The following is a 20,843-nucleotide window of genomic DNA, read 5'->3' as shown; positions in this document are numbered from 1 at the left end:
CCTCGCTCTTTCGCAAGCGGGCGTTTTGCGCTAAGTTGGCAACGCCGTAGCGCATCATTCAAGCCCGTACGGCGGCATGCCCGCGAAGTCCATCACGTCCCCGAGTGGAGCGATAAAAATGAGTGACGCCGAGCAGAACGCACAGAACGCGCAGAACGATCCGATCGAACACGTCGTGCTGCTGCTGATGGAGAATCACTCGTTCGACCAGATGCTCGGCTGCCTCGACGCCGTGCATGACAAACTGGACGGCGTGCGCAACGCGGCCGGCAAATCGAATGCCGACGGCGAGGGCAACACCTTCTATCCGCGTGCGACGCGCGAGCGGCAGATGAAGGACGATCCGAATCACGAGCACGAGGCCGTGATCGCACAAATCACGGCGGACAACAGCGGCTTCGTGCGTTCGTTCGTGAACGACTATCCGAGGAGCAGCCTCGCCGCGCGGCAAGACGTGATGGGCTATTACCCGCTCGGCTTCCTGCCCGCGCTGCATACGCTGGGCTCGAATTTCACCGTGTGCGACCGGTGGTTCTCGTCACTGCCGGGGCCGACATGGCCCAACCGGTTTTTCGCGCTGACGGGTACGTCGAAAGGCCAGATCGATATGCCTTCGGGGCTCGATGCGCTCAGTCCGCACTGGTACACCGAGCAGGACCAGGACACGATCTTCGATCGCCTGAACGCCGCGCGCAAATCATGGAGCGTCTACTTCTACGACTTCCCCGCGTCGTTGCTGCTGAAGAACCAGCGGCGCGCGGAAAACCTCGCGAATTACCGCTCTTTCGACAAGTTCTTCGAGGACGCAGCGGGACCCGCGAGTCAATTTCCGCAATTCGTGCTGATCGAGCCGAAGTACTTCGGCGAAGCGCAGAACGACGATCATCCGCCGCACAACATCATGAAGGCGGAGAAGCTGATCGCGGATACCTACAATGCGCTGCGCTCGAATCAGGCGCTGTGGGAGCGCACGTTGTTAGTGATCCTCTACGACGAGCATGGCGGCTTCTACGACCACGTTTCGCCGCCCGCCGATGCGCTCGCGCCCGACGAGCACACTGCGAGATTCGATTTCAGGCAACTCGGCGTACGCGTGCCCGCCATCCTGGTGTCGCCCTGGTGCGAAGCCGACGTGTGCGACGAACGATTCGATCATTGCAGCCTGCTGAAGTACCTGTGCGACAAGTGGCAAATGCAACCGCTCGGCAGGCGCACCGAGGCCGCCGCCAACATCGGCGTGGCGATTCGCCGTGACGGCAGCGCGCGAACCGACACGCCGGCGTTTATTCGCGTGACCAATCAATCGCTGATTGCCGAGCACGTCGAACTGGAGCGCAAATCGTCGAACGGCAATCAGCATGGCCTGCATCATTTCGCCGACTTTCTGCACGCGGAACTGGACCGGCTCGCAGCCCAGGCGGTCGAGGCGGCCGCGCAACTCGCGCGCACCGGCAATGCGTGGGTGCACTTCAAGAGCGCGTTGGGCTCGCTGATGATGAGTATCGGCGAGTGGCTCAGCAAGGACTTCTACGACGCACGCGACCAGCGCGATGCTCGTACGAGCCAGGCGTTCACGCGCCTGCGGCAATCGGTCCGCGACGCGACGCCGGGCACGGCGCGAAACGATCCCAAGGCAACGACCTCGCCTGTCAGTCCTGTCTCGCCGGAATAATGCCGCGCCGGGGCCGCACCTAAAAATCTACGCGTTAACCCTGAAAGTTCCGCGTTTTTATATCAAATCTCGCAATAAACATTGCCATAGTCGCGACTTACTCTCTCCAGTCATCCAATTTACACTGTAATCACTGACTACGAACAAGCAAGTTCGCAGCAAGATAAAACCCTGAACTGGAGGTAAGTATCATGAAATCGCTGATCCAAGCTGTTGTCATCGCCGTCGCTATCGCCGCTCCGGTCGCTGCGTTCGCGCAAGCCAACGAGCCCGTGACCCGCGCTCAAGTGCGCGCCGAGCTGGAACAACTGGAAAAGGCCGGCTATCAACCGGGCCACGCCGATCCGCACTACCCGGCTGACATCCAGGCTGCGCAAGCCCGCGTCGACGCGCAAAACGCCGGCCAGGCTGCTACCGGTTTCGGTGGTGCGGTGAGCGGTACGTCGGAAACGAGCCATCCGGCTCCGACGGTCGGCCCGAAGTCGGTCTACTTCGGTCACTAAGCAGTAACAGGCGCAACAGGCAGTTCGGTAAGTCCTGGCGCAGTATCACCACGAGGCGGTACTGCGACATCACACCGCAAACGCTGCGCCCATTGACGCGTCCGCGCGACGCGCCCCACCCCGATTCAAATGAACTGGCCCACGGCCGGGTATCCCCGAGCGTGGGCCAGTTCATATGTGGTTACCTCCGTCATCGGGCTCCCGATGACTTCGCCCAGGCCTACGCGGTCTGGGCGCTTTTTGCGCGGCGCTCCATGTGCGCCGCGATGAATCCTGCGCTGCCGGCGCTCAGTCGCGCGCGATCAGATTGCCGACCTGGCCACGCCCGGTCACGAGGCAACTCGACAGGAAGCTCTCGCTCTGCGCGCTCGCGCCAGCGTCTCCAAAGCCCTTTTTCAACGCATCTGATTTGACGAGCGCCGCGCCCTGGTGGCACGTAATCGTACCGACCTCGCCAGCTTGCGCACGCATCAACGCCCGATCCGCCATCAGATAACCAAGCAAAAGCACCAACGCAATATTGAACGCCTGTCGCATGGATCGTCTCCTTTTCGAAGAGACTAACGCGAAGCGCGAATGCAGTGGCCTGGGGCTTTCCCGATTGTTGAATATTCAATGATCCAGAATAAACCTCGAGCACCGTTTGCGATTCGTAGTGCATTGAAGCGATTCAGATATATTCGATGCGCGTAGTCCATGTGCGTCACCGTAGGCGTTTACGCTTACAGCCGCGCTTCGATCCGCCCGATTCGCTTCTCGATCGCATTGCGCACCAGCGCATTCGACGGCACCAGCAGCAGCGACGACGCGATGATCCGATACACGCTATGGCGCGTCACCTTCGACACTTTCGCCGGATCGAGCCACGCGTCGTTATCCGCGAGCAGCAGCAAGGTGTCGAGGCCGATCAGGATCGGCCACAGGCACGCGAGCCGCAAGCGCACCGCGCTCGCCGGAATCGCGAGCGTATAGTCGAGCGCGGCGCGGAAATGCTCGAGAGTCTTGCGCACAAGCTCGACGAGCAGCGGCCGCGCGCGCATCGAATTGGCCGGTTGCAGCAGATCGCGCGCGCTCAGGCCGTGGCGCTCGAGCATGCTCTGCGGCAGATAGCAGCGGCCGATGCGCAAGTCCTTACCGCAATCGCGCAGCACGTTGGTCATCTGCAATGCCTTACCGAAACGCACGCCGCGGTGCTTCATCGTGTCGGGCGGCTCTTTCAGCGTGCCCGGCATGTGCGCGTAAGTCATCGTCGTCCAGAACTCGCCGACGCAACCCGCGACCAGATAGGTATAGCGATCGAGTTCGTCGTATTCGCGCAGCGCCGCGAGCTGGCCGGAGCGTTCATCGGGGAACGTGCGCAAATCGAATTCCATGCCCTCGGTCAGCGTCGTGACGATCCCGCGCACCGCGTGGCGGTCGGACTCGCTCAGTTGCGCGAGCACGTCGAGTGCGGGGCTCAACGATTCGAGCAGCAGCTTTTCATCGGACTGTGCCTGCTGTCCCGCGACTTCCTCGGCGATGCGCTGGAACGGCGCGCTGTCGACGGCCACGCCATTGACCTGATCGCGCAACGCGAGCAGCAATTCGAGGCGTTGGCCCGGCGCGATCAGCGAGGTGTCGGCAATCGTATCGGCCGCGCGCGCGAGCAGATACGCGAGGCCGATCGGATCGCGCATGCCGATGGGCAGCACGCGCAGCGTCAGATAGAAGGAGCGTGATACGCCTTTCAGGAGCGGGCCCAGAAGAAAGGCCCGGGTCGGATTCGGCATGGGTTGGATCGGTTGGCAAATAGGCGGGTGCAAGCCCGCGGGGATCAGGCGCCGCCGAATTGTACTTGAGACGATCGCGCGATTTATCGAGCGTTTCCAGCGTTCTGCGTTTCTCCGCGGCCTTTTACAGTAGGCCATCGATCGCGCCAAGCCAACACACCGCAGCGCGTCGCAACTTCCGGAGGCTCGTCATGTACAGCAATCGTGGTGCGGTTCCCGCTGGCTTCCTGGGGATCGCGGTGGGCTCGCTGGCGCTCGCCAACCTGTGGCGCGTGGCAATCCGCCTGTGGCATCTGCCCGCCGTCGCGGGCACCGTCGTGACGGTCGCGGCGCTCGCCGTTTGGGTCGTCCTTCTGCTCGCCTACGGGCACAAGTGGTTCACGCGGACCGCCGAGGCGCGCGCGGAACTGGAACATCCAGTGCAGTCCTCGTTTGTCGCGCTTGCGCCGCTTTCGACGCTGCTCGCCGCGCAGTTGCTGCAGCCGTATGCGCATAGGCTCGCGCTGACGCTGTTCGGCATCGCGGCGCTCGGGCAGCTGGCGCTCGGCGTCTATCTGCAGGGAAAGCTGTGGCAAGGCGGCCGCAAGCCCGAAACGACCACGCCGGCGATCTATCTGCCGACGGTCGGAGCGGGTTTCGTCGCGGCGACGACATCGTCGGCGTTCGGCTTTCATCAACTCGGCGAGCTGTTCTTCGGCGGCGGCATGCTGGCATGGCTCGCGCTCGAATCGATGATCCTGCATCGCGCCGCCGTACATGAACCGCTGCCCGAAGCGTTGCGCCCGACCCTCGGCGTGCAACTCGCACCGCCGGTCGTCGGGGGCGTCGCGTATATGAGCCTCACCACCGGCACGCCCGATCTGTTCGCCTACGCGCTGCTCGGCTACGGTCTGTATCAGGCGCTGCTGTTGCTGCGTTTGTTGCCGTGGATTCGCCAACAGGCGTTCGTGCCCGGCTACTGGGCCTTCAGCTTCGGCGTGGCCGCGTTGCCGACGATGGCGCTGCGTCTCGTCGAACGCGGCGCGACGGGTCCGATCGAATTCGCGGCACCGGTTCTGTTCGTGGTGTCGAATGCGATCATTGCGATTCTGGTGGTGAAGACCCTTCAGTTGATCGTGCGAGGCAAACTGATCCCGCCCGTGGCGGCGAGTTCGACGACGGCAGCAGTGGCGGTCAATCAAGTCAACCCGGCCGCGCGAATCGCCCGGGCTCATTAAGCGGCGGGGCACGGCGCCAGTCGATCAGTCAAACTCGTCGACCGAACGCGGCGGCGACGCGAAAAGCGTCCCGCCGCGTTTGCGTTCGTGTCAGAAGCCGTGCAGCGACACGACGATCAACGCCGCGGCGACGATCGCGACCACGTCCTCGATCAACGCCGCCGGCGCGTCGCGCCCGAACATGTTCGCAAGCGAGCTGCGCACCTTCGCGCCGCCGAGCGTGCCAATCACCGCGCCGACGGCGCCGACCACCGCGCCGAGCACCCCGACGATCCAGCCTCCCGCGAGACCACCATGCGCGCCGCTGATCGCCGCGCCGCTCAGCGCGCCGAGCACGATGCGCGCGCCGAACTGGAGCGGCACCTTGCGGCTCGGCGTTTCGGGCAATTGATCCGTGACCAGCTCGATGACCGCCAGCACGGTGAAGATATACGGAGTGGCCGCGAAGCCGAGGAACGCGAGCGGCGTGCCTTGCAGCGGCAGCCATCCCAGACGCGAGGCCCAACTGACGGCGGTGGGGGCGATCATCGCGCGAAGGCCGGCGACGACGCCGATGAGCAAGGCCAGTACATACACGGACATAGCGGACTCCCGATCGAGGGCAATGATGCACGGTTGCACGAGCCGACGGCTTACCTGGACGAACGTCGGCAGAACATGTCGAGCATTCCATCTGGACAGTCAACTTCTCACGACCTACATCGAGGCAATCCGCAGTCGCCATTCACCGTTGCTCACGATTTCCGGCTCTTTGCCGCCGACTCGCTACCGCGCGTCTGGCGCTGCGCCGAGCGGGCGGTTGCCCCCGTCGATGTGGCCCTAGTGTCGCACAATTCGACTGGCGGATTACAGCCGCGAAGTCGGCGAGGCGGGCAGATGATGATAAGTTAGCCGCCTCGCAAGAAAATCTAATATCTGCACCATGCGACCGTATCTCCCGCTGAACGCGTTGCGCGCGTTCGAATCGTCCGCGCGGCATCTGAGCTTCACGCGCGCCGCGCAAGAGCTGAACGTGACCCAGGCCGCGGTCAGCCAGCAGGTCCGCTCGCTGGAAGAGCGGCTCGGCACTGCGCTCTTCAAGCGTTTGCCGCGCGGCCTCGCGATGACCGACGAAGGGCGCGCGCTGCGGCCGGTGCTGTCCGACGCATTCGATCGCATCGAGGCGGTGCTCAAGCAGTTCGACGGCGGCCATTTTCACGAGGTGCTGACGGTCGGCGTAGTCGGCACGTTCGCGGTCGGCTGGCTGATGCCGCGCCTGAAGTCGTTTCGCGACGCGCATCCGTTCGTCGAACTGCGGCTGCTGACCAACAACAACCTCGTCGACCTCGCAACCGAAGGCCTCGATTTCGCGATCCGTTTCGGCGACGGCACGTGGCCCGGCTCGCTCGCCACGAAGCTGCTCGACGCGCCGCTCGCGCTGCTCTGCACGCCCGAGATCGCCGCGCGCCTCGCGCGGCCCGACGATCTGGCGAACGAAACGCTGTTGCGCTCGTACCGCATGGACGACTGGATGAACTGGTTCGCGGCCGCGGGCATCGCGCCACGGCCGGTGCGCGGGCCGGTGTTCGATTCGTCGCGGCTGATGGTGGAGGCGGCGATGCAGGGCGCGGGCATTGCGCTCGCGCCCGCGCTGATGTTCGAACGTGAGATCCATAACGGGCGTCTGGTCCGCCCGTTCGACGTGGAGGTAGAGGCGGGCAGCTACTGGCTGACCTGCCTGAAAGGCAAGCCGATGACACCGGCCATGGTGCTGTTCAGTCAATGGATCGCGAAGGAAGCGGCCACGCCGGGCCGCGCTTGAGTTGCTACGCCGCCGTGCGGCATTGCCGGTTCATCGCGGGCCGCTCGGCTTGCGGCGGGAACACGTTCCACGAGCCGTCGCCGTGGCGGAAGAAGAAGATCGAGAGCAGTCCTTCGGGCTTCAACGCCTGCACGCAGACGTAGCGTTGCCGTTGCGACGCGCGATGGCAGAACCGCACGACGCGCGCAGGCATTGACGGCGTGGGCGCGAGCCATTTGTCGACGACCCAATGCAAGCTGTTTTCCGCGGCAATCATGATGCTCTCCTCGAATCGTCCCGTTGGCGACGCGCCGCGTTCACGCGACTTGCGCGAGTTGTGCCACGCAGTGTTCATTGCTCGTCCCGCTTTCGACGAACGCCTTCACGAGACACAGCAGCGCGCGCATGCCCGTGCGCGGATGACGCAGGCAGCAATGCACCTGCTCGCTGCGGCTTTCGCCGAGCAGACACCACGCGCAGAAGTGTTCGCAGTTGTTGGTCAGCAGGCGATAGCGGTTTTCGCCGAGGCGCGAGCGAGCCCGGCTCACCGCTTCGGCGCCAACGTAGATTGCGCTCGGCGTTGGGCGGATCGACAGCGAATGGCCGGCGGCGAAGCGCGCCAGTTCGACTTCCTCGACCGGCCCGCGATGCGCGGAGCCGGCAAAGCCCGCGTAATGCACGACACGGCCGTTGCCGACATAGATGCCGTGATGTTCGTAGCCGTTGCGTTGCGTGACCAGATGCGAGCCGATCGGCAGATCGATCGTCGATGATGCGGTGTCGCAAGCGGCTGCGGATTGCGGATCGTCGTCGCGGGTGTCGAGCATTTGGGTGTTCATGGCTGGCCTCGTTCGCATTACCAACACTGTTGCGAGAGCTTTTGCATCATCCGGGCCATGTGCCGAAAAGCCCCTGTTTACAGGGCTGACGGCTCGCCGAGCGATTTTCTGAATAGGGAAATGTCAGTACGAGGCCAACAGAAATCGCGCTGATCTGTTGGCGGGCGACACTCATTCGCGCGCCGTGTCGCGCGGTGAATTCGCATCGATGAAGGATGCGTGGGAGGCCGATGAATGTGTTGGGTCCGGCACCTGTTGGAATGCGGGCTTGTTGGGTGCGAGCCGACCCATCGTGTCGGCCGCAATCAGGCCAAACCTGCGCAAGGCGCGCCAGTCAATGCGCTGCGGGCTCCGCGTGCAATCCGCCCCCGATTGGCATGGCCCTTGCACTATCTGGGCAGCGTCCATTCAACCGCGCGCGTTGCACACGCGGCCAACCGGAGAACGACATGTCCTGCATCAAACTGAACGACCTCTCGCTGAACCTCGCGCTCGATCGCAAGGCCATGGCGGCGATTCGTGGCGGCGGCGGCGCGCCGTGGATATATGGCTGGATTCAGCCGTACGTGCCGCAAACGCCGAGCATCGGACCGGTGGTGAATCTGTACGAGGTCTCCAACAACTTCTATGCTAACCAGATGATCAACCAGTTCCAGTCGGTCGACGTGCGCAACGCCGGCTCGAACTCGAACATCAACGTGTCTCCGGACGCACGCAACAGAAACGATATGGTGTAGCCGTTGTGAGCTGCGCGAGCCAATTTCGCTGGACGTCGTCCGCGCGTTCCGATCCCGGACGCGTCCGCGAAATCAACGAAGATGCCTGCCTCGACGAGCCCGAAGCGGGACGCTGGGCCGTTGCCGATGGGATGGGCGGGCACGCGGTGGGCGACCTTGCGAGCCGCACCGTGATTGACGCGTTAACTCAACTGGCGGCGCCGCGTGGCCTCAGAACGCTGATCGCCGATGTCCGCGCGCGGCTGCAAAACGCGAACCGTCAATTGCGTGACGAAGCCGCGCGCCGCCAGGTGCAGCGTATCGGCAGCACCGTGGTCGTGCTGCTCGCATGCGATCGCTTCTGCGGCTACGTATGGGCCGGCGACAGCCGCATCTACCTGTACCGCGCGGGACAGTTACGGCAACTGACGCGCGATCACAGTCAGGTCGAGGAGCTGCGCTCGCTCGGCGTGATCACCGAGGAAGAGGCGCGTCATCATCCCGCGCAGCACATGATCACGCGCGCAGTCGGTGCGACGGATCTGCTCGAACTCGACGACGACGCAATCGAGGTCGCCGACGGCGACGTGTTCCTGTTGTGCAGCGATGGGCTCAGCAACGAACTGAGCAACGACGATATCGCGGACGTGCTGACCTCGGCGCAACGCGAAAACGCGTGTGGAGAACTCGTCGATCTCGCGCTCGCCCGCGGCGGACGTGACAATATCACCGCGGTGGTGGTCGAGGCGCAGGATCCGAATGCATCGGAGAAAACGTTGCTGAATCCGGCGCCCTGATGATCTTCAGGTTGGGGTTCACTCAGCCTTCGTCGTCTTCCTCGTCGCCCTCGTTCGCACCGTATTTCGCGGGCGACGCATTGCGATTGCGGAAGTCCTTCGAATGCAGGCCGTGTTTTTTCAGCAGCATCTGCAAGTGCGAGCGATTCATATCGATGCGCCGCGCCAGCTCGGCGACCGTCCCGCTCACTTCCCGCAGTCCCCGTTCGAGGAACGCTTTTTCGGCGTCGTCGCTCGCGGCCCGCTTCGCATCGCTCAGTGACATCAGATTCGCGACACTGATCGGCTCCTTGCCGCTCGCCTGCGCACCGTCCGGCTGCGCCGCCGCTGAGCCGGGTCCAGCGGGCCGCATATCGAGCGGCAAATGCTCGACGTCGGCCATATCCCCCGCCAGACATGAGATGCGATACATCACGTTGCGCAACTCGCGGATATTGCCCGGATACGCGTAGCTCAACAGATAGTCCCGCAGGCGCGGCGTCAATCTGACCGGCCGCCGTTTCAGCGTGCCCGCCGCTTCGTCGCCGAACCACGCAATCAGCAGCGGAATCTCGTCGCGGCGTTCACGCAGCGGCGGCAGCGTCACGTGAATCACGCTGAGCCGGTAGAACAGATCCTCGCGAAACCGCCCTTCTTCGCTGAGCTTGCGCAGATTGCGATTGGTCGCCGCGACGATGCGCGTATCGACCGCAATCGTCTCGTCGGAGCCGACGCGTTGAATCTCGTGCGCTTCGAGCACGCGCAGCAGCTTGACCTGGCCCGCGAGCGGCAACTCGCCGATTTCATCGAGAAAGATCGTGCCCGTGTGCGCGCTTTCGAATTTTCCCTTCCGGTCGTTCGATGCGCCGGTGAATGCGCCCTTGCGATGCCCGAACAGTTCGGATTCCAGCAGATTGTCCGGAATCGCACCGCAGTTCACTGAAATGAACGGCTTGTCGGCACGCGCGCCATTCGCGTGAATCACTTTCGCCATCAGCTCCTTGCCGGTGCCGCTTTCTCCGTCGATCAGCACCGGCAAATCGGTGGGCGCCGCTTTTTCCGCGATTTCGAGCGATTCGAGCAAACGCGGATTGTCGCCAAACGTCCCCTCGAAAATGAAACTGCGTTCGAGCAGCGCCTTGCGGCGCGCACCACGCGATTGCTCCGCGCTCACCTGCGGTTCGCCCGCGGTGGCCGCCTGCACGAAGCGCTCCTTGTGCGAAAGCTGCATCACTTCGTCGCGCAACGAAGTGGCCTGCCTGAGCAGCTTGTCGATATCCGCGCGCTCGAGCCGCGACGACCAGCGCAGCGTCGAGCGCAGGATCTCGATCCGTTCGATCAGTCCCGCATACGATATCGCGGGACTCGCCTCTTCTATCTGGTCGAGTATCTTCATGATGCGCTCAACTGTTTTTGCACCAGCTGATAGTACATGCCGCCGCGCTGGATCAGCTCCTCGTGACGGCCCTGTTCGACGATCGCGCCTTCATACAGCACCAGAATCTTGTCCGCTCGCATGATCGTGCTGAGACGATGCGCGATGATGACCGCCGTGCGGCCCTTCAGGATGTCGTGCATATTGCCGAGAATATTGCTTTCCGATTGCGAGTCGAGCGCCGACGTCGCCTCGTCGAATACGAGCAGACGCGGATCGTGATACAACGCCCGCGCAATGCACAGCCGCTGGATCTGACCACCCGACAACCCGATGCCGCGCTCGCCGACGATCTGCTCATAGCCGAGCGGCATTTTGCTGATGAAGCCGTGCGCGTCGGCCATTTTCGCGACCTCCTCGATGCGGCGGCGCTCCGGCGCGTCGTCGCCGCTCGCGATGTTCTCGGCAATCGTGCCCGAGAACAGCAGATTGCTTTGCATCACGTAGCCGATCTGCGCGCGGAAGTAAGCCTTGTCGATCACACCGGCGTCATAGCCGTCGATCGTGATCTTGCCTTCGCTCGGCTGATAGAAGCCGACCAGCAGCTTGGCGAGCGTGGTCTTGCCCGACCCGCTGCGCCCGACAATCGCGACCAGTTCACCGGGCTTGATCTCGAAGCTGATGTTTTCCAGCACATAAGCGGAGTCTTCTTCGCCATAGCGGAAATACACGCCTTGCAGGCTGATGTCGCCTTGCAGCTCCGGCAGCATTACGCGGGAGGGCAAATCCTGCGGCTTCTGTTCGGGCTCGATATCGAGCACATCGCCGAGCCGTTCCATCGCGACGCCCGCATCGTTGAGCATGCTCCACAAACCGACGAGGCCCATCAGCGGACTCAATACGCTGCCCATGAACGCATTGAAGGCGATCAACTGGCCGATCGTCAATTCACGGGCGAGTACCAGATTCGCGCCGACCCAAAGAATCGCAATCGTCGTTGCCGCGTTCAGTAGTTGACTGCCGAAGCTGACCATAATATTGAATGCGTGCGCGCGATACTGCAATTCGAGCGCCTTCGCGTATTTCTTTTCCCAGCGCAGCCGCACCGGCCTCTCGATGCCCATGCCCTTGACGGTCTCGACACCCGCGAGGGCTTCCATCAGAAATGACTTCGCCTCGGTCGACGCCGTGAACACCTCGCGCGCGTAGCCCTTGATCTTCGGCGTTGCGATCACGGTGAGCCCCATGATCGGAATCACGAACGCGATCAACACCAGCGTCATCTTCACGTTGTACACGAACATGATCGTGAAGTAGATGAAGATCATCAGCAGATTCAGCGCAGTCGTCACGGTGGATTCAGTCAGGAACGCGCGGATCGTCTGGTTCTCCTGAAAGCGCGCGAAGATATCGCCGGTCTTGCGCTTCGCGAAGAACGAGAACGGCAGCGACAGCGTATGCTTGAAAAACTGCGACATCATCGCGAAGTCCATGTTGCGCACCATGAAGTTCGCCAGATACGCGCGAATCGTCGACATCAACTGCGTGAAGACGTTCGAGATGATCAGCCCGCCGATCAGCATATGCAGCAGACTGACGTTCTGATGCACGATCACGCCGTCCAGAATGTTCTGGATAATCAGCGGTGGAATCACGCCGAGCACCTGGATCACGAAGGTCGCGAGAAACAGATAGCCGAGGATCTTGCGGTACGGCTTCAGATAGCCGACAAAACGTATCCACGGCGAGCGCGCGGCCGATATTTGCAACAGTTGCGCTCCGCCCGTAAATAACAGACAGGTACCGCTCCAGCCCCGTTCGAAGTCCTCGACGCTCAGCTTTCTGAAACCGAGTGCCGGGTCCGCCACCCACACATAGTCTTTCGACAGCCCGTATACGATCACATAGTGGTATCCCTCCCAATGCACGATGAACGGCAGATCGAAGCCGTGCAGCGAATCGAACGTGCATTGCACGCCGCGCGTCGTGAAGCCGAGCGACTCGCCCGCGCGCGCGAGACTGTCAAGCGTCGCACCTTGCGTCGTCACGTTCGCGAGTTCGCGCAGTTTTCCGAGCGTCATCGGAATGCCGTAGTGGCGGCAGATCATCGCGAGACACGCGGCGCCGCAATCCATCTCCTCGGCCTGCTCGACGAGCGCGAAGCGCCGGATGATCTTCTCGCCGAGTTCCGGCTTGCTCTGCAGGTCGAGCATGAGCGGCAGCTTGCGCCGCTGTTCTAGCCGCTTTTGCCGCTGCAATTCACGCTCGCCGTAGCGGATGCGCTCATCGAGTACTTCGCGCAGTTTCGGATTGCGTTCGAGAATGAAATGAACGGTACGCTCGGGGATTACGAGCAACCGCGTGTCGGTGGCCGCGACGACCGATGCCATCTGCTCCTGGCGCATCAGGCACGCCTTCTCGCCGAATATCTCGCCTTCGCCGAGCGTCGCGAGCGTGTAGTCGTGGCCCTCTTCCTGCCGCACAATGCGCACCTGGCCCTGCCGCACCACATAAAGCCGCCTGTCGTCGCGGCTGTCCTGTTTGAGAATCTCCTTGCCGGCGGCCACCCGCTTTGCGCCGACGCTGCGCACGTACTCCTCGAGCTCCGCCTTGTTCAGCTTGCCGCGCAGATCGAACAGTTGCGCGACGAAGCCGCCGGCCGAATTGATCGCGACATAGCTGGCGACGAACGCGAGCGCGGCGGCGTTGCCCGCCATCACCGGTTCGATTGCCGCGCGCGGAATGAACAGCAATTCGGTCCTGGCCGACGCCCGTACCGATGCTTCGTGAACGTACGTGCGCAACATCGCAATGTCGGCGAAGATCTCGCCCGACTTGCGCACGCCCATGCTGGTTTCCTTGCCGTGCTCCTCGATGAAGATACGCACCGTGCCTGAGCGGATCACATAGAGACCGTCGGCCACTTCTCCAGCCGAGCACACCGTTTCGCCAAACGAATAGAACTTCGCCTGCGCGGCTTCGGCGAGCCGCTCGATTTCGTCGCGCGAGAACGGCGACAGGATCTCCACCGAAGCGAGAAATTCGGCGGTGGAGGGTGCGGATGGCGCGGTCTGGGGGGCGTCCATGTATCGGCGAGCCTCGCTTTATCGGGCGCTAGTTGGGCACTAGCGCGCTTCGATCACGTGTTCCTGCGCGCGGGCGATCAACCAGCTTTCGCGCAGCAAACGGCGGATTTCGGTGGCCACGTCGGCATCGAGCGTGGCCGGATACTTGGCCGTCACCGCGAAAATCTCGAAGCATGAGCGGTCGGCCGACGGAAACGGCCCAAGCAGATCGCCCGCTGCCGCATTGAAGATCTTCGCCTCGATATCGGGCTTCAGCGAACCGCGCAGCACCTTCCCGATCACACCGCCCGACTCGCGCGTATCCGCAATCGAATGCTCGCGCGCCATCTCGGCGAAGCTGTCGGGATCATCGTGCAGGTACGAGATCATTTCCTTCGCCTTGCCCTCGCTATCGAGCACGATATGGCTGACTTCGATCGCGTCGAACTTGGGTGAATTCAAGGCGAAGTAATCACGGATCGCCCCGTCGTTGCCGATCTCGTCGAGCATCTTCTCCTGATAGAGCCCGTCGGTAATGAACACCTCGAATTCGTCGAGGCTCACGTGCAGCGCGTCGAGATAGTGATTCATGTCCGCCGCGCGATGCAGCCCGCGTACGCGGCGAAACTGGTCAGCGCGTTGCTGGATTTCGTCGGCAGTGACGGCAACGCCCTGCTTCTTCGCCGCATGGACGGTGAGCTTGTCGCGCACGATCTGCTCGATCAGGCTCTCAAACTGGCCGGTCAGTTTCAGAAGACGAATGAACTCGTCCACGTCCACGACTTCTTCATCGATACGCACTATCGCGGTCATTTGCTCCGCTCCTTTCGTGGATGTTTGATTCGTCCGCTCAACCCGCCACCTCTCTGAACGGATCGAGACCAAGATCGATCAGGCGCCGCTCGCGCACGACGATTTCCGCATTGGCGGTCATGCCGTAACGCAATGGATAGCGCGTGCCGGCCACCTGGTAGTAATCCCTGTCGAGCGTGACGCGGCCCTCGTAGACCGGTTGCTTGTCCTGCACGGACGGCTTCGTGGCCGGCGAGATATACGCGAGCGTTCCGCTGATCAAACCGTAGCGCTGGTAAGGAAACGCGTTGAACTTCAATTTGACCGGCAGTCCTTCGTGCAGAAAAGCCCGGTCATGCTCGGCGATCTCGATCTTCAGCACGGGCCGCGCGTCTTTTGGCGCGATGCCGCCGAGCGGCGCATTCGCCTGAATCTTGTCGCCGCGCTGCGTCGACGTGACGTCAGTGATCACGCCGGAAACCGGCGCGAGAATCAGCAGAAAATTGTCTTTGTCGATGTTCTCGAAACGCACGCGCGCGGCCGCATCGGCTTCGAGGCGCGCGCTTTGCAGTTGCACGCGCAGTTTGTCTTCCGCGTCGGTGATATCGCGCACCGCCGAATCGTATTGCAGTTGCAGGTCGGTGCTCTGCTGGCCGCTCGTCGCAAGTTGGGCATTCGCCTGCGCGTATTCATGGCTCAGGCGGAAATCGAGTTCGGCCAGCTTCGATTGCGCGACCCGGTAGGCGTTGTCCGCTTCGAGCGCGGCCGTGCGCTTCTGCTCGACCTGCAATTCAGCAATGCCGCCGCCGCCCGGCTGCGCGAACAGCCTCGAATAGCGATCCAGTTCCTGATTCGCCGCTTCGCGCACGCGGCGCGCATTGTCGAGCGAGCTGCGCGCTTCGTCGAGCTCGGCCTTCTGCCCTTCGGCAAGCTTCGTCGTGCCTTCGGACACCCGGTTCTCGTGCAAGCGCTCTTCGACATCGAGTTGCGCCTTCAGCGACGCGGCCTTGCGTTCCATCAACGCCTTCTTCTCCGGAAACTGCTTCCACTCGCGTTCAGCGTCTTCGAGTTTCAGTTGCGTCTGTAACGCATTGCTGGCGGCCTCGATCGCGCCGCGCGCATTGAGCCGCGCGAGCACGTCGCCTTTCGACACCGGTTGTCCCTCGGCGATATACAGATCCGCGAGCTCGCCGTCGATCGGCGTATAGATGCGCCGCACTTCTGATTCCGGCGACAACGTGCCAGGCGCGCTGACGATCACATCCGCGCGGCCGACGAACGACCACAGCAAACCCGAGACGACGAGCGCCACCATCGCCCAGATCAGCGCGCGCGCAATCCGCACCGGCTCGGACGTCAGAATCGCGATGCCTTCGACGCTATGATCTTCGAGCGCCTCCGACAACGGTTTAGGGTGAGGGTCGCGTTTCACTCTGATCGCCTCCAATCAACGCGAGCTTCGCTTTCAACAGCCCGGGGTCCAGTACCATGCGCAACTCGGTCAACGAGCGGCGCTGCAAACTCGCCTCGGCTTCGATGTCGGCCAGCAGGCGATCGAAGTCGGCGGGATGATCGGCCTTCAGCTGCGTATAGATGCGCATGCTCTGCCGTGCCGCCGTTTGCGCGTCGGAAAGCAGGCGTGCCTCGTTGCGAAAGCCCGGCGAAATGCCGGCTTCGAGCCGCTGCGTGCCACCGATCGGGCCATTCGCGCGGTACTCCTTCCACAAGCTTTGCGCGCGCAGAAAAAGATCCTGAGCATGCGCGAGCGCCTTGTCATGCAATGCGGCGACGTCTTTCTGTATCGACTGCACGAACCATGCGTCGGCTTGCGGATCGAGGCTCGCGTAGAACGACAGCAGCCGCTCGTCGAAATCCTTCGCCGCGCGCGTTTTCTGCAAATCGTTGTATTGATCGGACAACGCCTTCTTGTGCGCCGCTTCGGCCGCGAGCACGTCGGACCACGGGCTTTCGGGCATCGACTGCAGATCGTTGAGGGCCTGCTGCGCATCCCCGCGCCGCCATGCGGCATCGACCGCGTCCTGACGTCGAACGATGTCCGCCGACGGCAAACGCGTCGCCGCAAGCTGCTGGAACTGGGTCTGAAAAGGCGGTGTGCTGAAGCGCACCGTTTTCATCATCGCGAGCAATGACGTCCATTGACGGCTCAACGCGGCATTCAGCAACGCGGTGTATTGGCGCAAATCGTCACGCACTCGATCGAGCTCGGCGAGCCGCGGATAGCGCTGCGCGTAATCGTCGAGCACGGGTGGCAGCGCGTCGGGTTTGTCGCGCGCGAGTTCGGTATGGATCACGCCATTGAGCCGGTCGATCGCGGCGACGTACACCGAATCGTCGCTTTCGAGCTTGCGCAGATGACTGAGCGTATGCGCGTAGGGCTCCGCAAAAGCGGGCACGTAGCTCGCAATCCGGTCGAGCGCGCGCTGATGACTCGTGGCGTCGTCGTCCCAGCGGTGCAACAGATCGTTGATCGTCGCTTCGTCCGCATACATGCGGATCGGGGCGTCGACACCGCCGCGCGCCGCGACGAAGCGTTCGAGATCGCCGACCCACTGCAATTGGCCGACCAGCGACGCGGCATCGGTGTTATTCGCGCTCGACGCCTTCATCTCATTCAGCAGCGCGTCGGCCCGGTCGAACTGCGTCTTTTGCAGCGCTTCGAGCCAGCCCGGCAATTTCGCTTTCAACAACGCCTCGCTCGCCAGCGCGCTGATCTTCGTGTCCGCCGGATGCGTGGCCAGATAGCCGCGCGCCACCGAGACGGCGCTCGAGTAATCGCCGCTCGCGAGCAGGTTCTTCAGCTCGCGTTCCGATGAACCGTGCAGATAAAGGCCCACGCCAAGCGCGACGACAATCGCGACGCCCGCGCCACCCCACGCCGCTGCGCGCCGCACATTGGTGCGCTCGCCGTCCGCGAACGCCTTGTGCAATTCGCCGGCGACCATCTTCCAGCGGCGCGGCTTGCCCCTTGCGGCGCCTTTGCTGCTGCTTGCATCCGTGCCGTTTTGATTGTTTGCAGCATTTGCGCTAGCCGCGCCTTTCGTCGTCTTCGCGCCATGTGCCGTTCCCGCGCCATCGCGCTTCGCACGCGCTGAGCCCGGCTGCGCCGCCTCATTCACTTCGTCTTCGCGTTGCAGCGCCGGATCGACGCAGAAGATGTCGAGGAACGAATGCGCCGCGCCGACGAAGGTTGTCTTGTCGGCGTCGGCAGCGCTATCGACAGAGGGACGCAGAGAAAGCTGGGTCACGGTGGGCTCGACGTCGGGTGATTTCTGTAGCGACACCCTGTAGACGAAGTGGTCGCCGCCAAATGCAACGACGTCGCCCTCCACGAGCGGCAGCGCCGATTCGTCGAGCCGCGTGCCATTCACGAACGTGCCGTTCGTGCTGCCCAGGTCCTCCACATAGAGTTCGCCGCCCTTCAGAAACAGGTGCGCATGGCGCCGCGAAATGTAATTGACCTGGTGCGGATAACGGTCCTTATAGCGCGAGAAAACCTCGTCCGTTTTGCTGACCAGAAACGGAAAAGCCAGCACGTCAATCGGTTGCAGACCGAGGTCTTCGCGCTGCGGCACCAGCAACAGATTCGTGACTGGAGAAGCGCTTCCACTCGCGACGATACGCGCGCGCGGCTCGACGCCGACGCGATAGCACAGTTCACCGCCGAAGCAGAGTTCATCACCCGCGCGCACACGCGCGGGAGTTTGCCGCACCGCGGTGCCGTTGACGGTCGTGCCGTTCTTGCTGCCGAGATCGGCAACATAAATCGCACCGTGCTCGATGAAAACGCGCGCGTGCCGACGCGAGAGACCCGCAGTCCATTGAGCGGGATAGTCGTTGAACGGCGCTTCGCTGCGGCCGATGGCGAACAGGTTGTCGACGATACGAATGGCGTCGAGCGTGGGGCGCTGCGCGCACGCAACCGGCGACAACACGACATCGAAGGCAGCGTCTACTGTCGCGCGCATTTCAGCAATCGGAGCTTCGCCGGCGGCCATTTTATCTGGATCACTAAGCGTTTACCCGCCGCAGCGAGCACGCGGGGTGAGCGGGACGAAGAACAACGGCGCAACGATGTTGTCGTGAAGAGCCAGGTAAACGCTGACTCCTTAAGGATTGTAAGTCACGCATAGCGAGTGTCAATTTGGATATCGTTGGTTGAAAAGACAGCGGGTAAGCGCTCGGCAGACGAAATGCCCGCGCGCTACGCCAACTCGTGGATTAGCTCAATGCTCCGTTACTTCTCTTTGACCTGCGCTTGCACGTCGATGCTCGGCCAGCCGCCACCGAGCGCTTTATATAGCGTTACCGTGTCGGACAGAATCAATTGGTGGTTTTCCAGCAGCGCCTGTTGCGCCTCCAGCAGGGTCCGCTCGTCTTCGAAAACTTCGAGTTGCGACACGACGCCAAGGCGCAATTGCGACTGGATCTGATCCGCGACGATTTGCAGACGCGCCACCTGCTGCTGCAATTCCGTGTGCTGTGCCTTATGGGCACTCAGATTGACGAGCGCGTTTTCCACTTCCTCGAATGCGCCCATCACGGCCACGCGATATTGCTGCTCGGCGACTTTGGATTGCGCCTCGGTCACCTTCACATGCGCGCGCACGCCCGGATCGAACAACGGAATGTTGATGCTCGGCATCAAGCCGAACGTGAACGACTTCAGCAACTGGTTCAGCGCGTAACTCGCCGTGCCGCCCTGCGCGGTGAGGCCGATGCTCGGCAATTGCGCGAGCTTCGACTGACCAATGAGGTCATAGGCCTCGAGTACCCTGAATTCGGCCGCCACCACGTCTGGACGCCGCGAGAGCAACTGCGCGGGCAACCCATCGGGCACGGCCGGCAATTTCACACGCTCCTGCAAATGGCCCTGCGGCACCTGGAACTCGCCGGCCGGCACGCCGAGCAGCGTACAGAGCGCGTTGTCGGCAACCGCGCGGGAGCGGCGAATTTCATACAGATCATGGGTGAGCCGGTTGATCTCCGCCTGCTGACGCAACACCTGGGTTTGCGGCACGAGTCCGTTGCGCGCCTGGCCTTCGTAGATCGTCAGGATTTGCCGATTGGTGGTGATCGTCTTTTGCTGCTGTTCGATCTGGTCGTCGAATTGCAGGATCTGGAAATAGGTACTGGCCACGTTCGCGACGAGTTCGAGATACCCGGCGCGCCAATCCGCCTCGCTCGCGTGGAATTCGGCCTTTTGCGCCTGCACGCCCTTTTCGACTTTGCCCCAGATGTCGATGTCCCAATTCACCTGCAGCGCGAGGTTGTACGTCTTCGTGAAAGGCTGGCCGGTCGACTTCGTGTAGTCGGCGCCGGCACCGAGGTCTACCGTCGGCAATGCGCCCGCTTGTGTCTCGCTGATTTGCGTGTGCGCGACTTCGATACGCGCGGCCAGCACCCGGATATCGAAGTTGCCGTCGATCGCCTTGTCGATCAGCGTATTCAGATAGGGGTCCTGGAAGCCCGTCCACCAGTCGCGCTCGATCGTCTCCGCAGCCGATACCGGCGCGCCCTTGCTATCCGACCACGATGTCTTGGCTGGTGTGTCCGGGCGTTGATAAGCCGGCATGCTGACGTCGACGCACGCGCTCAACGCCAACGCGCACAGCGTTGCCGCGCCGATGCCGCGCAGCACGCGGGCTATGCCGCGCGGCGCCGTGGTTGCAGCGCAAACCCGCTGGAACTCAGGCGAATCACACGACGAATCGAGCGATGATTCCGGCAGTGCTGACACGTTGTGTCTCCGATGCTATCCGTCTGTTTCGCGCGAGATGCCCGGTTTTCAGGGCGAGCCGTTTCCGCGAGGCTTCAGCAATGAAGCCGTGGAAATGTCGATGCGGGGAACGGCCGATACGCGAAGGATGCGTGGAAAGGACGATTGGATGAGCGGTCTTTTTGAGCGACTCGCCTGTTGCGGGGGCCGCACGCGCGGCCGCTCGGGCCGCGCCTGCACTGCGTCGCTCAGTACACGTAGGACGAGTTGTTCGAGGTGACGTGCGGTTCGATCTTGGTCGTCGTACCCCCGACGAACGCCGAGTTGTTGCCGTTCGCGCTTTGGATGTCCATCTCCGTGTTGATCATCTGCGTCGTGGAGACGTTCTTGATGCTGGTCGGCGAATAGACGTACGAGGAGCTGAAGTACGACGGGAGGAATGGGTAGTAGCCGTTGCCGCCGCGCACGGCGCTCATCGCCTTGCTGTCGAGCTGTTCGGTGTTGGACAGGTCCTTGATCATCAACGTGTTCATGACAAATCTCCTGGAAAGGGAAAGCGCACCGTTGTGCGTCGGGGTTCGAGCAACTTGTCTGCTCGGGCG

18 protein-coding genes are annotated in these 20,843 nt (G+C 62.6%); 6 read left to right on the top strand and 12 right to left on the bottom strand.

The window, feature by feature from the left end; translation table 11 throughout:
* Positions 1-118 precede the first annotated feature (118 nt).
* Both L0U81_RS17550 and L0U81_RS17545 read left to right on the top strand, forming a co-directional pair.
* Complete coding sequence (locus tag L0U81_RS17550) at positions 119-1,672, top strand: alkaline phosphatase family protein (RefSeq protein WP_233804818.1); 1,554 nt, start codon at positions 119-121, stop codon at positions 1,670-1,672.
* Positions 1,673-1,863: 191 nt separating this feature from the next.
* Entirely contained in the window at positions 1,864-2,175 is a 312-nt protein-coding gene (locus L0U81_RS17545) for a DUF4148 domain-containing protein (protein ID WP_233804817.1), read from the top strand.
* 288 nt (positions 2,176-2,463) lie between these two features.
* Here L0U81_RS17545 and L0U81_RS17540 read toward each other — a convergent pair whose 3' ends face one another.
* Positions 2,464-2,712, bottom strand: a complete 249-nt coding sequence (locus L0U81_RS17540) for a hypothetical protein (RefSeq protein ID WP_129961873.1) — start codon at positions 2,710-2,712, stop codon at positions 2,464-2,466.
* Positions 2,713-2,897: 185 nt separating this feature from the next.
* Positions 2,898-3,944, bottom strand: coding sequence for a phytoene/squalene synthase family protein (locus L0U81_RS17535; protein WP_233804816.1), 1,047 nt, complete (start codon positions 3,942-3,944; stop codon positions 2,898-2,900).
* Between the two features lie 191 nt (positions 3,945-4,135).
* Between L0U81_RS17535 and tehA the strand changes: the two genes are divergently transcribed.
* Positions 4,136-5,161: a dicarboxylate transporter/tellurite-resistance protein TehA gene (gene tehA, locus L0U81_RS17530; protein ID WP_233804815.1), complete on the top strand. Its 1,026-nt coding sequence runs from the start codon at positions 4,136-4,138 to the stop codon at positions 5,159-5,161.
* Positions 5,162-5,251: 90 nt separating this feature from the next.
* Here tehA and L0U81_RS17525 read toward each other — a convergent pair whose 3' ends face one another.
* Positions 5,252-5,743: a DUF4126 family protein gene (locus tag L0U81_RS17525; RefSeq protein ID WP_233804814.1), complete on the bottom strand. Its 492-nt coding sequence runs from the start codon at positions 5,741-5,743 to the stop codon at positions 5,252-5,254.
* A 340-nt stretch (positions 5,744-6,083) separates the two neighbouring features.
* On the opposite strand from L0U81_RS17525, the gene L0U81_RS17520 reads away from it, so the two are divergent.
* Positions 6,084-6,962 (top strand): LysR family transcriptional regulator, encoded by an 879-nt coding sequence (locus L0U81_RS17520; protein WP_233804813.1) that lies wholly within the window; start codon positions 6,084-6,086, stop codon positions 6,960-6,962.
* A 4-nt stretch (positions 6,963-6,966) separates the two neighbouring features.
* On the opposite strand, the gene L0U81_RS17515 is transcribed toward L0U81_RS17520, so the two are convergent.
* A complete protein-coding gene (locus L0U81_RS17515) occupies positions 6,967-7,218 on the bottom strand; it encodes a hypothetical protein (RefSeq protein ID WP_233804812.1) in 252 nt (83 codons plus the stop codon).
* Between the two features lie 40 nt (positions 7,219-7,258).
* Positions 7,259-7,780 (bottom strand): lecithin retinol acyltransferase family protein, encoded by a 522-nt coding sequence (locus L0U81_RS17510; RefSeq protein ID WP_233804811.1) that lies wholly within the window; start codon positions 7,778-7,780, stop codon positions 7,259-7,261.
* A gap of 449 nt (positions 7,781-8,229) precedes the next feature.
* Here L0U81_RS17510 and L0U81_RS17505 point away from each other — a divergent pair, with 449 nt between their 5' ends.
* A complete protein-coding gene (locus L0U81_RS17505) occupies positions 8,230-8,517 on the top strand; it encodes a hypothetical protein (RefSeq protein ID WP_233804810.1) in 288 nt (95 codons plus the stop codon).
* Between the two features lie 5 nt (positions 8,518-8,522).
* A complete protein-coding gene (locus L0U81_RS17500; protein ID WP_233804809.1) occupies positions 8,523-9,293 on the top strand; it encodes a PP2C family protein-serine/threonine phosphatase in 771 nt (256 codons plus the stop codon).
* A 22-nt stretch (positions 9,294-9,315) separates the two neighbouring features.
* Here L0U81_RS17500 and L0U81_RS17495 read toward each other — a convergent pair whose 3' ends face one another.
* The 7 genes from L0U81_RS17495 to L0U81_RS17465 form a co-directional block, all read right to left on the bottom strand.
* On the bottom strand, positions 9,316-10,671 hold the full coding sequence (locus L0U81_RS17495; protein ID WP_233807805.1) for a sigma-54 interaction domain-containing protein: 1,356 nt from the start codon (positions 10,669-10,671) through the stop codon (positions 9,316-9,318).
* A complete protein-coding gene (locus L0U81_RS17490) occupies positions 10,665-13,733 on the bottom strand; it encodes a peptidase domain-containing ABC transporter (RefSeq protein WP_233804808.1) in 3,069 nt (1,022 codons plus the stop codon). Before L0U81_RS17490 ends, L0U81_RS17495 begins: the two co-directional genes overlap by 7 nt.
* A gap of 39 nt (positions 13,734-13,772) precedes the next feature.
* Complete coding sequence (locus L0U81_RS17485; protein WP_233804807.1) at positions 13,773-14,525, bottom strand: peptidylprolyl isomerase; 753 nt, start codon at positions 14,523-14,525, stop codon at positions 13,773-13,775.
* A gap of 37 nt (positions 14,526-14,562) precedes the next feature.
* The gene (locus L0U81_RS17480; protein ID WP_233804806.1) at positions 14,563-15,936 is read right to left on the bottom strand and encodes an HlyD family efflux transporter periplasmic adaptor subunit; all 1,374 of its coding nucleotides are present in this window, start codon (positions 15,934-15,936) and stop codon (positions 14,563-14,565) included.
* Positions 15,914-18,520, bottom strand: coding sequence for an FHA domain-containing protein (locus L0U81_RS17475; RefSeq protein WP_233804805.1), 2,607 nt, complete (start codon positions 18,518-18,520; stop codon positions 15,914-15,916). Before L0U81_RS17475 ends, L0U81_RS17480 begins: the two co-directional genes overlap by 23 nt.
* 239 nt (positions 18,521-18,759) lie before the next feature.
* The gene (locus L0U81_RS17470) at positions 18,760-20,172 is read right to left on the bottom strand and encodes an efflux transporter outer membrane subunit (RefSeq protein WP_233807803.1); all 1,413 of its coding nucleotides are present in this window, start codon (positions 20,170-20,172) and stop codon (positions 18,760-18,762) included.
* A gap of 317 nt (positions 20,173-20,489) precedes the next feature.
* Entirely contained in the window at positions 20,490-20,774 is a 285-nt protein-coding gene (locus L0U81_RS17465; RefSeq protein ID WP_233804804.1) for a hypothetical protein, read from the bottom strand.
* Between the last annotated feature and the right edge of the window lie 69 nt (positions 20,775-20,843).

It is taken from the genome of Paraburkholderia sp. HP33-1 (assembly GCF_021390595.1).
Lineage (GTDB): Bacteria > Pseudomonadota > Gammaproteobacteria > Burkholderiales > Burkholderiaceae > Paraburkholderia.
This window is presented reverse-complemented; position numbering and strand designations above follow the sequence as displayed.

Bases quoted from the DNA above. Each gene is read 5' to 3' on its own strand.
- L0U81_RS17550 (WP_233804818.1), top strand. From the start codon at position 119: ATGAGTGACGCCGAGCAGAACGCACAGAACGCGCAGAACGATCCGATC.
- L0U81_RS17545 (WP_233804817.1), top strand. From the start codon at position 1,864: ATGAAATCGCTGATCCAAGCTGTTGTCATCGCCGTCGCTATCGCCGCT.
- L0U81_RS17540 (WP_129961873.1), bottom strand. From the start codon at position 2,712: ATGCGACAGGCGTTCAATATTGCGTTGGTGCTTTTGCTTGGTTATCTG.
- L0U81_RS17535 (WP_233804816.1), bottom strand. From the start codon at position 3,944: ATGCCGAATCCGACCCGGGCCTTTCTTCTGGGCCCGCTCCTGAAAGGC.
- tehA (WP_233804815.1), top strand. From the start codon at position 4,136: ATGTACAGCAATCGTGGTGCGGTTCCCGCTGGCTTCCTGGGGATCGCG.
- L0U81_RS17525 (WP_233804814.1), bottom strand. From the start codon at position 5,743: ATGTCCGTGTATGTACTGGCCTTGCTCATCGGCGTCGTCGCCGGCCTT.
- L0U81_RS17520 (WP_233804813.1), top strand. From the start codon at position 6,084: ATGCGACCGTATCTCCCGCTGAACGCGTTGCGCGCGTTCGAATCGTCC.
- L0U81_RS17515 (WP_233804812.1), bottom strand. From the start codon at position 7,218: ATGATTGCCGCGGAAAACAGCTTGCATTGGGTCGTCGACAAATGGCTC.
- L0U81_RS17510 (WP_233804811.1), bottom strand. From the start codon at position 7,780: ATGAACACCCAAATGCTCGACACCCGCGACGACGATCCGCAATCCGCA.
- L0U81_RS17505 (WP_233804810.1), top strand. From the start codon at position 8,230: ATGTCCTGCATCAAACTGAACGACCTCTCGCTGAACCTCGCGCTCGAT.
- L0U81_RS17490 (WP_233804808.1), bottom strand. From the start codon at position 13,733: ATGGACGCCCCCCAGACCGCGCCATCCGCACCCTCCACCGCCGAATTT.
- L0U81_RS17485 (WP_233804807.1), bottom strand. From the start codon at position 14,525: ATGACCGCGATAGTGCGTATCGATGAAGAAGTCGTGGACGTGGACGAG.
- L0U81_RS17475 (WP_233804805.1), bottom strand. From the start codon at position 18,520: ATGGCCGCCGGCGAAGCTCCGATTGCTGAAATGCGCGCGACAGTAGAC.
- L0U81_RS17465 (WP_233804804.1), bottom strand. From the start codon at position 20,774: ATGAACACGTTGATGATCAAGGACCTGTCCAACACCGAACAGCTCGAC.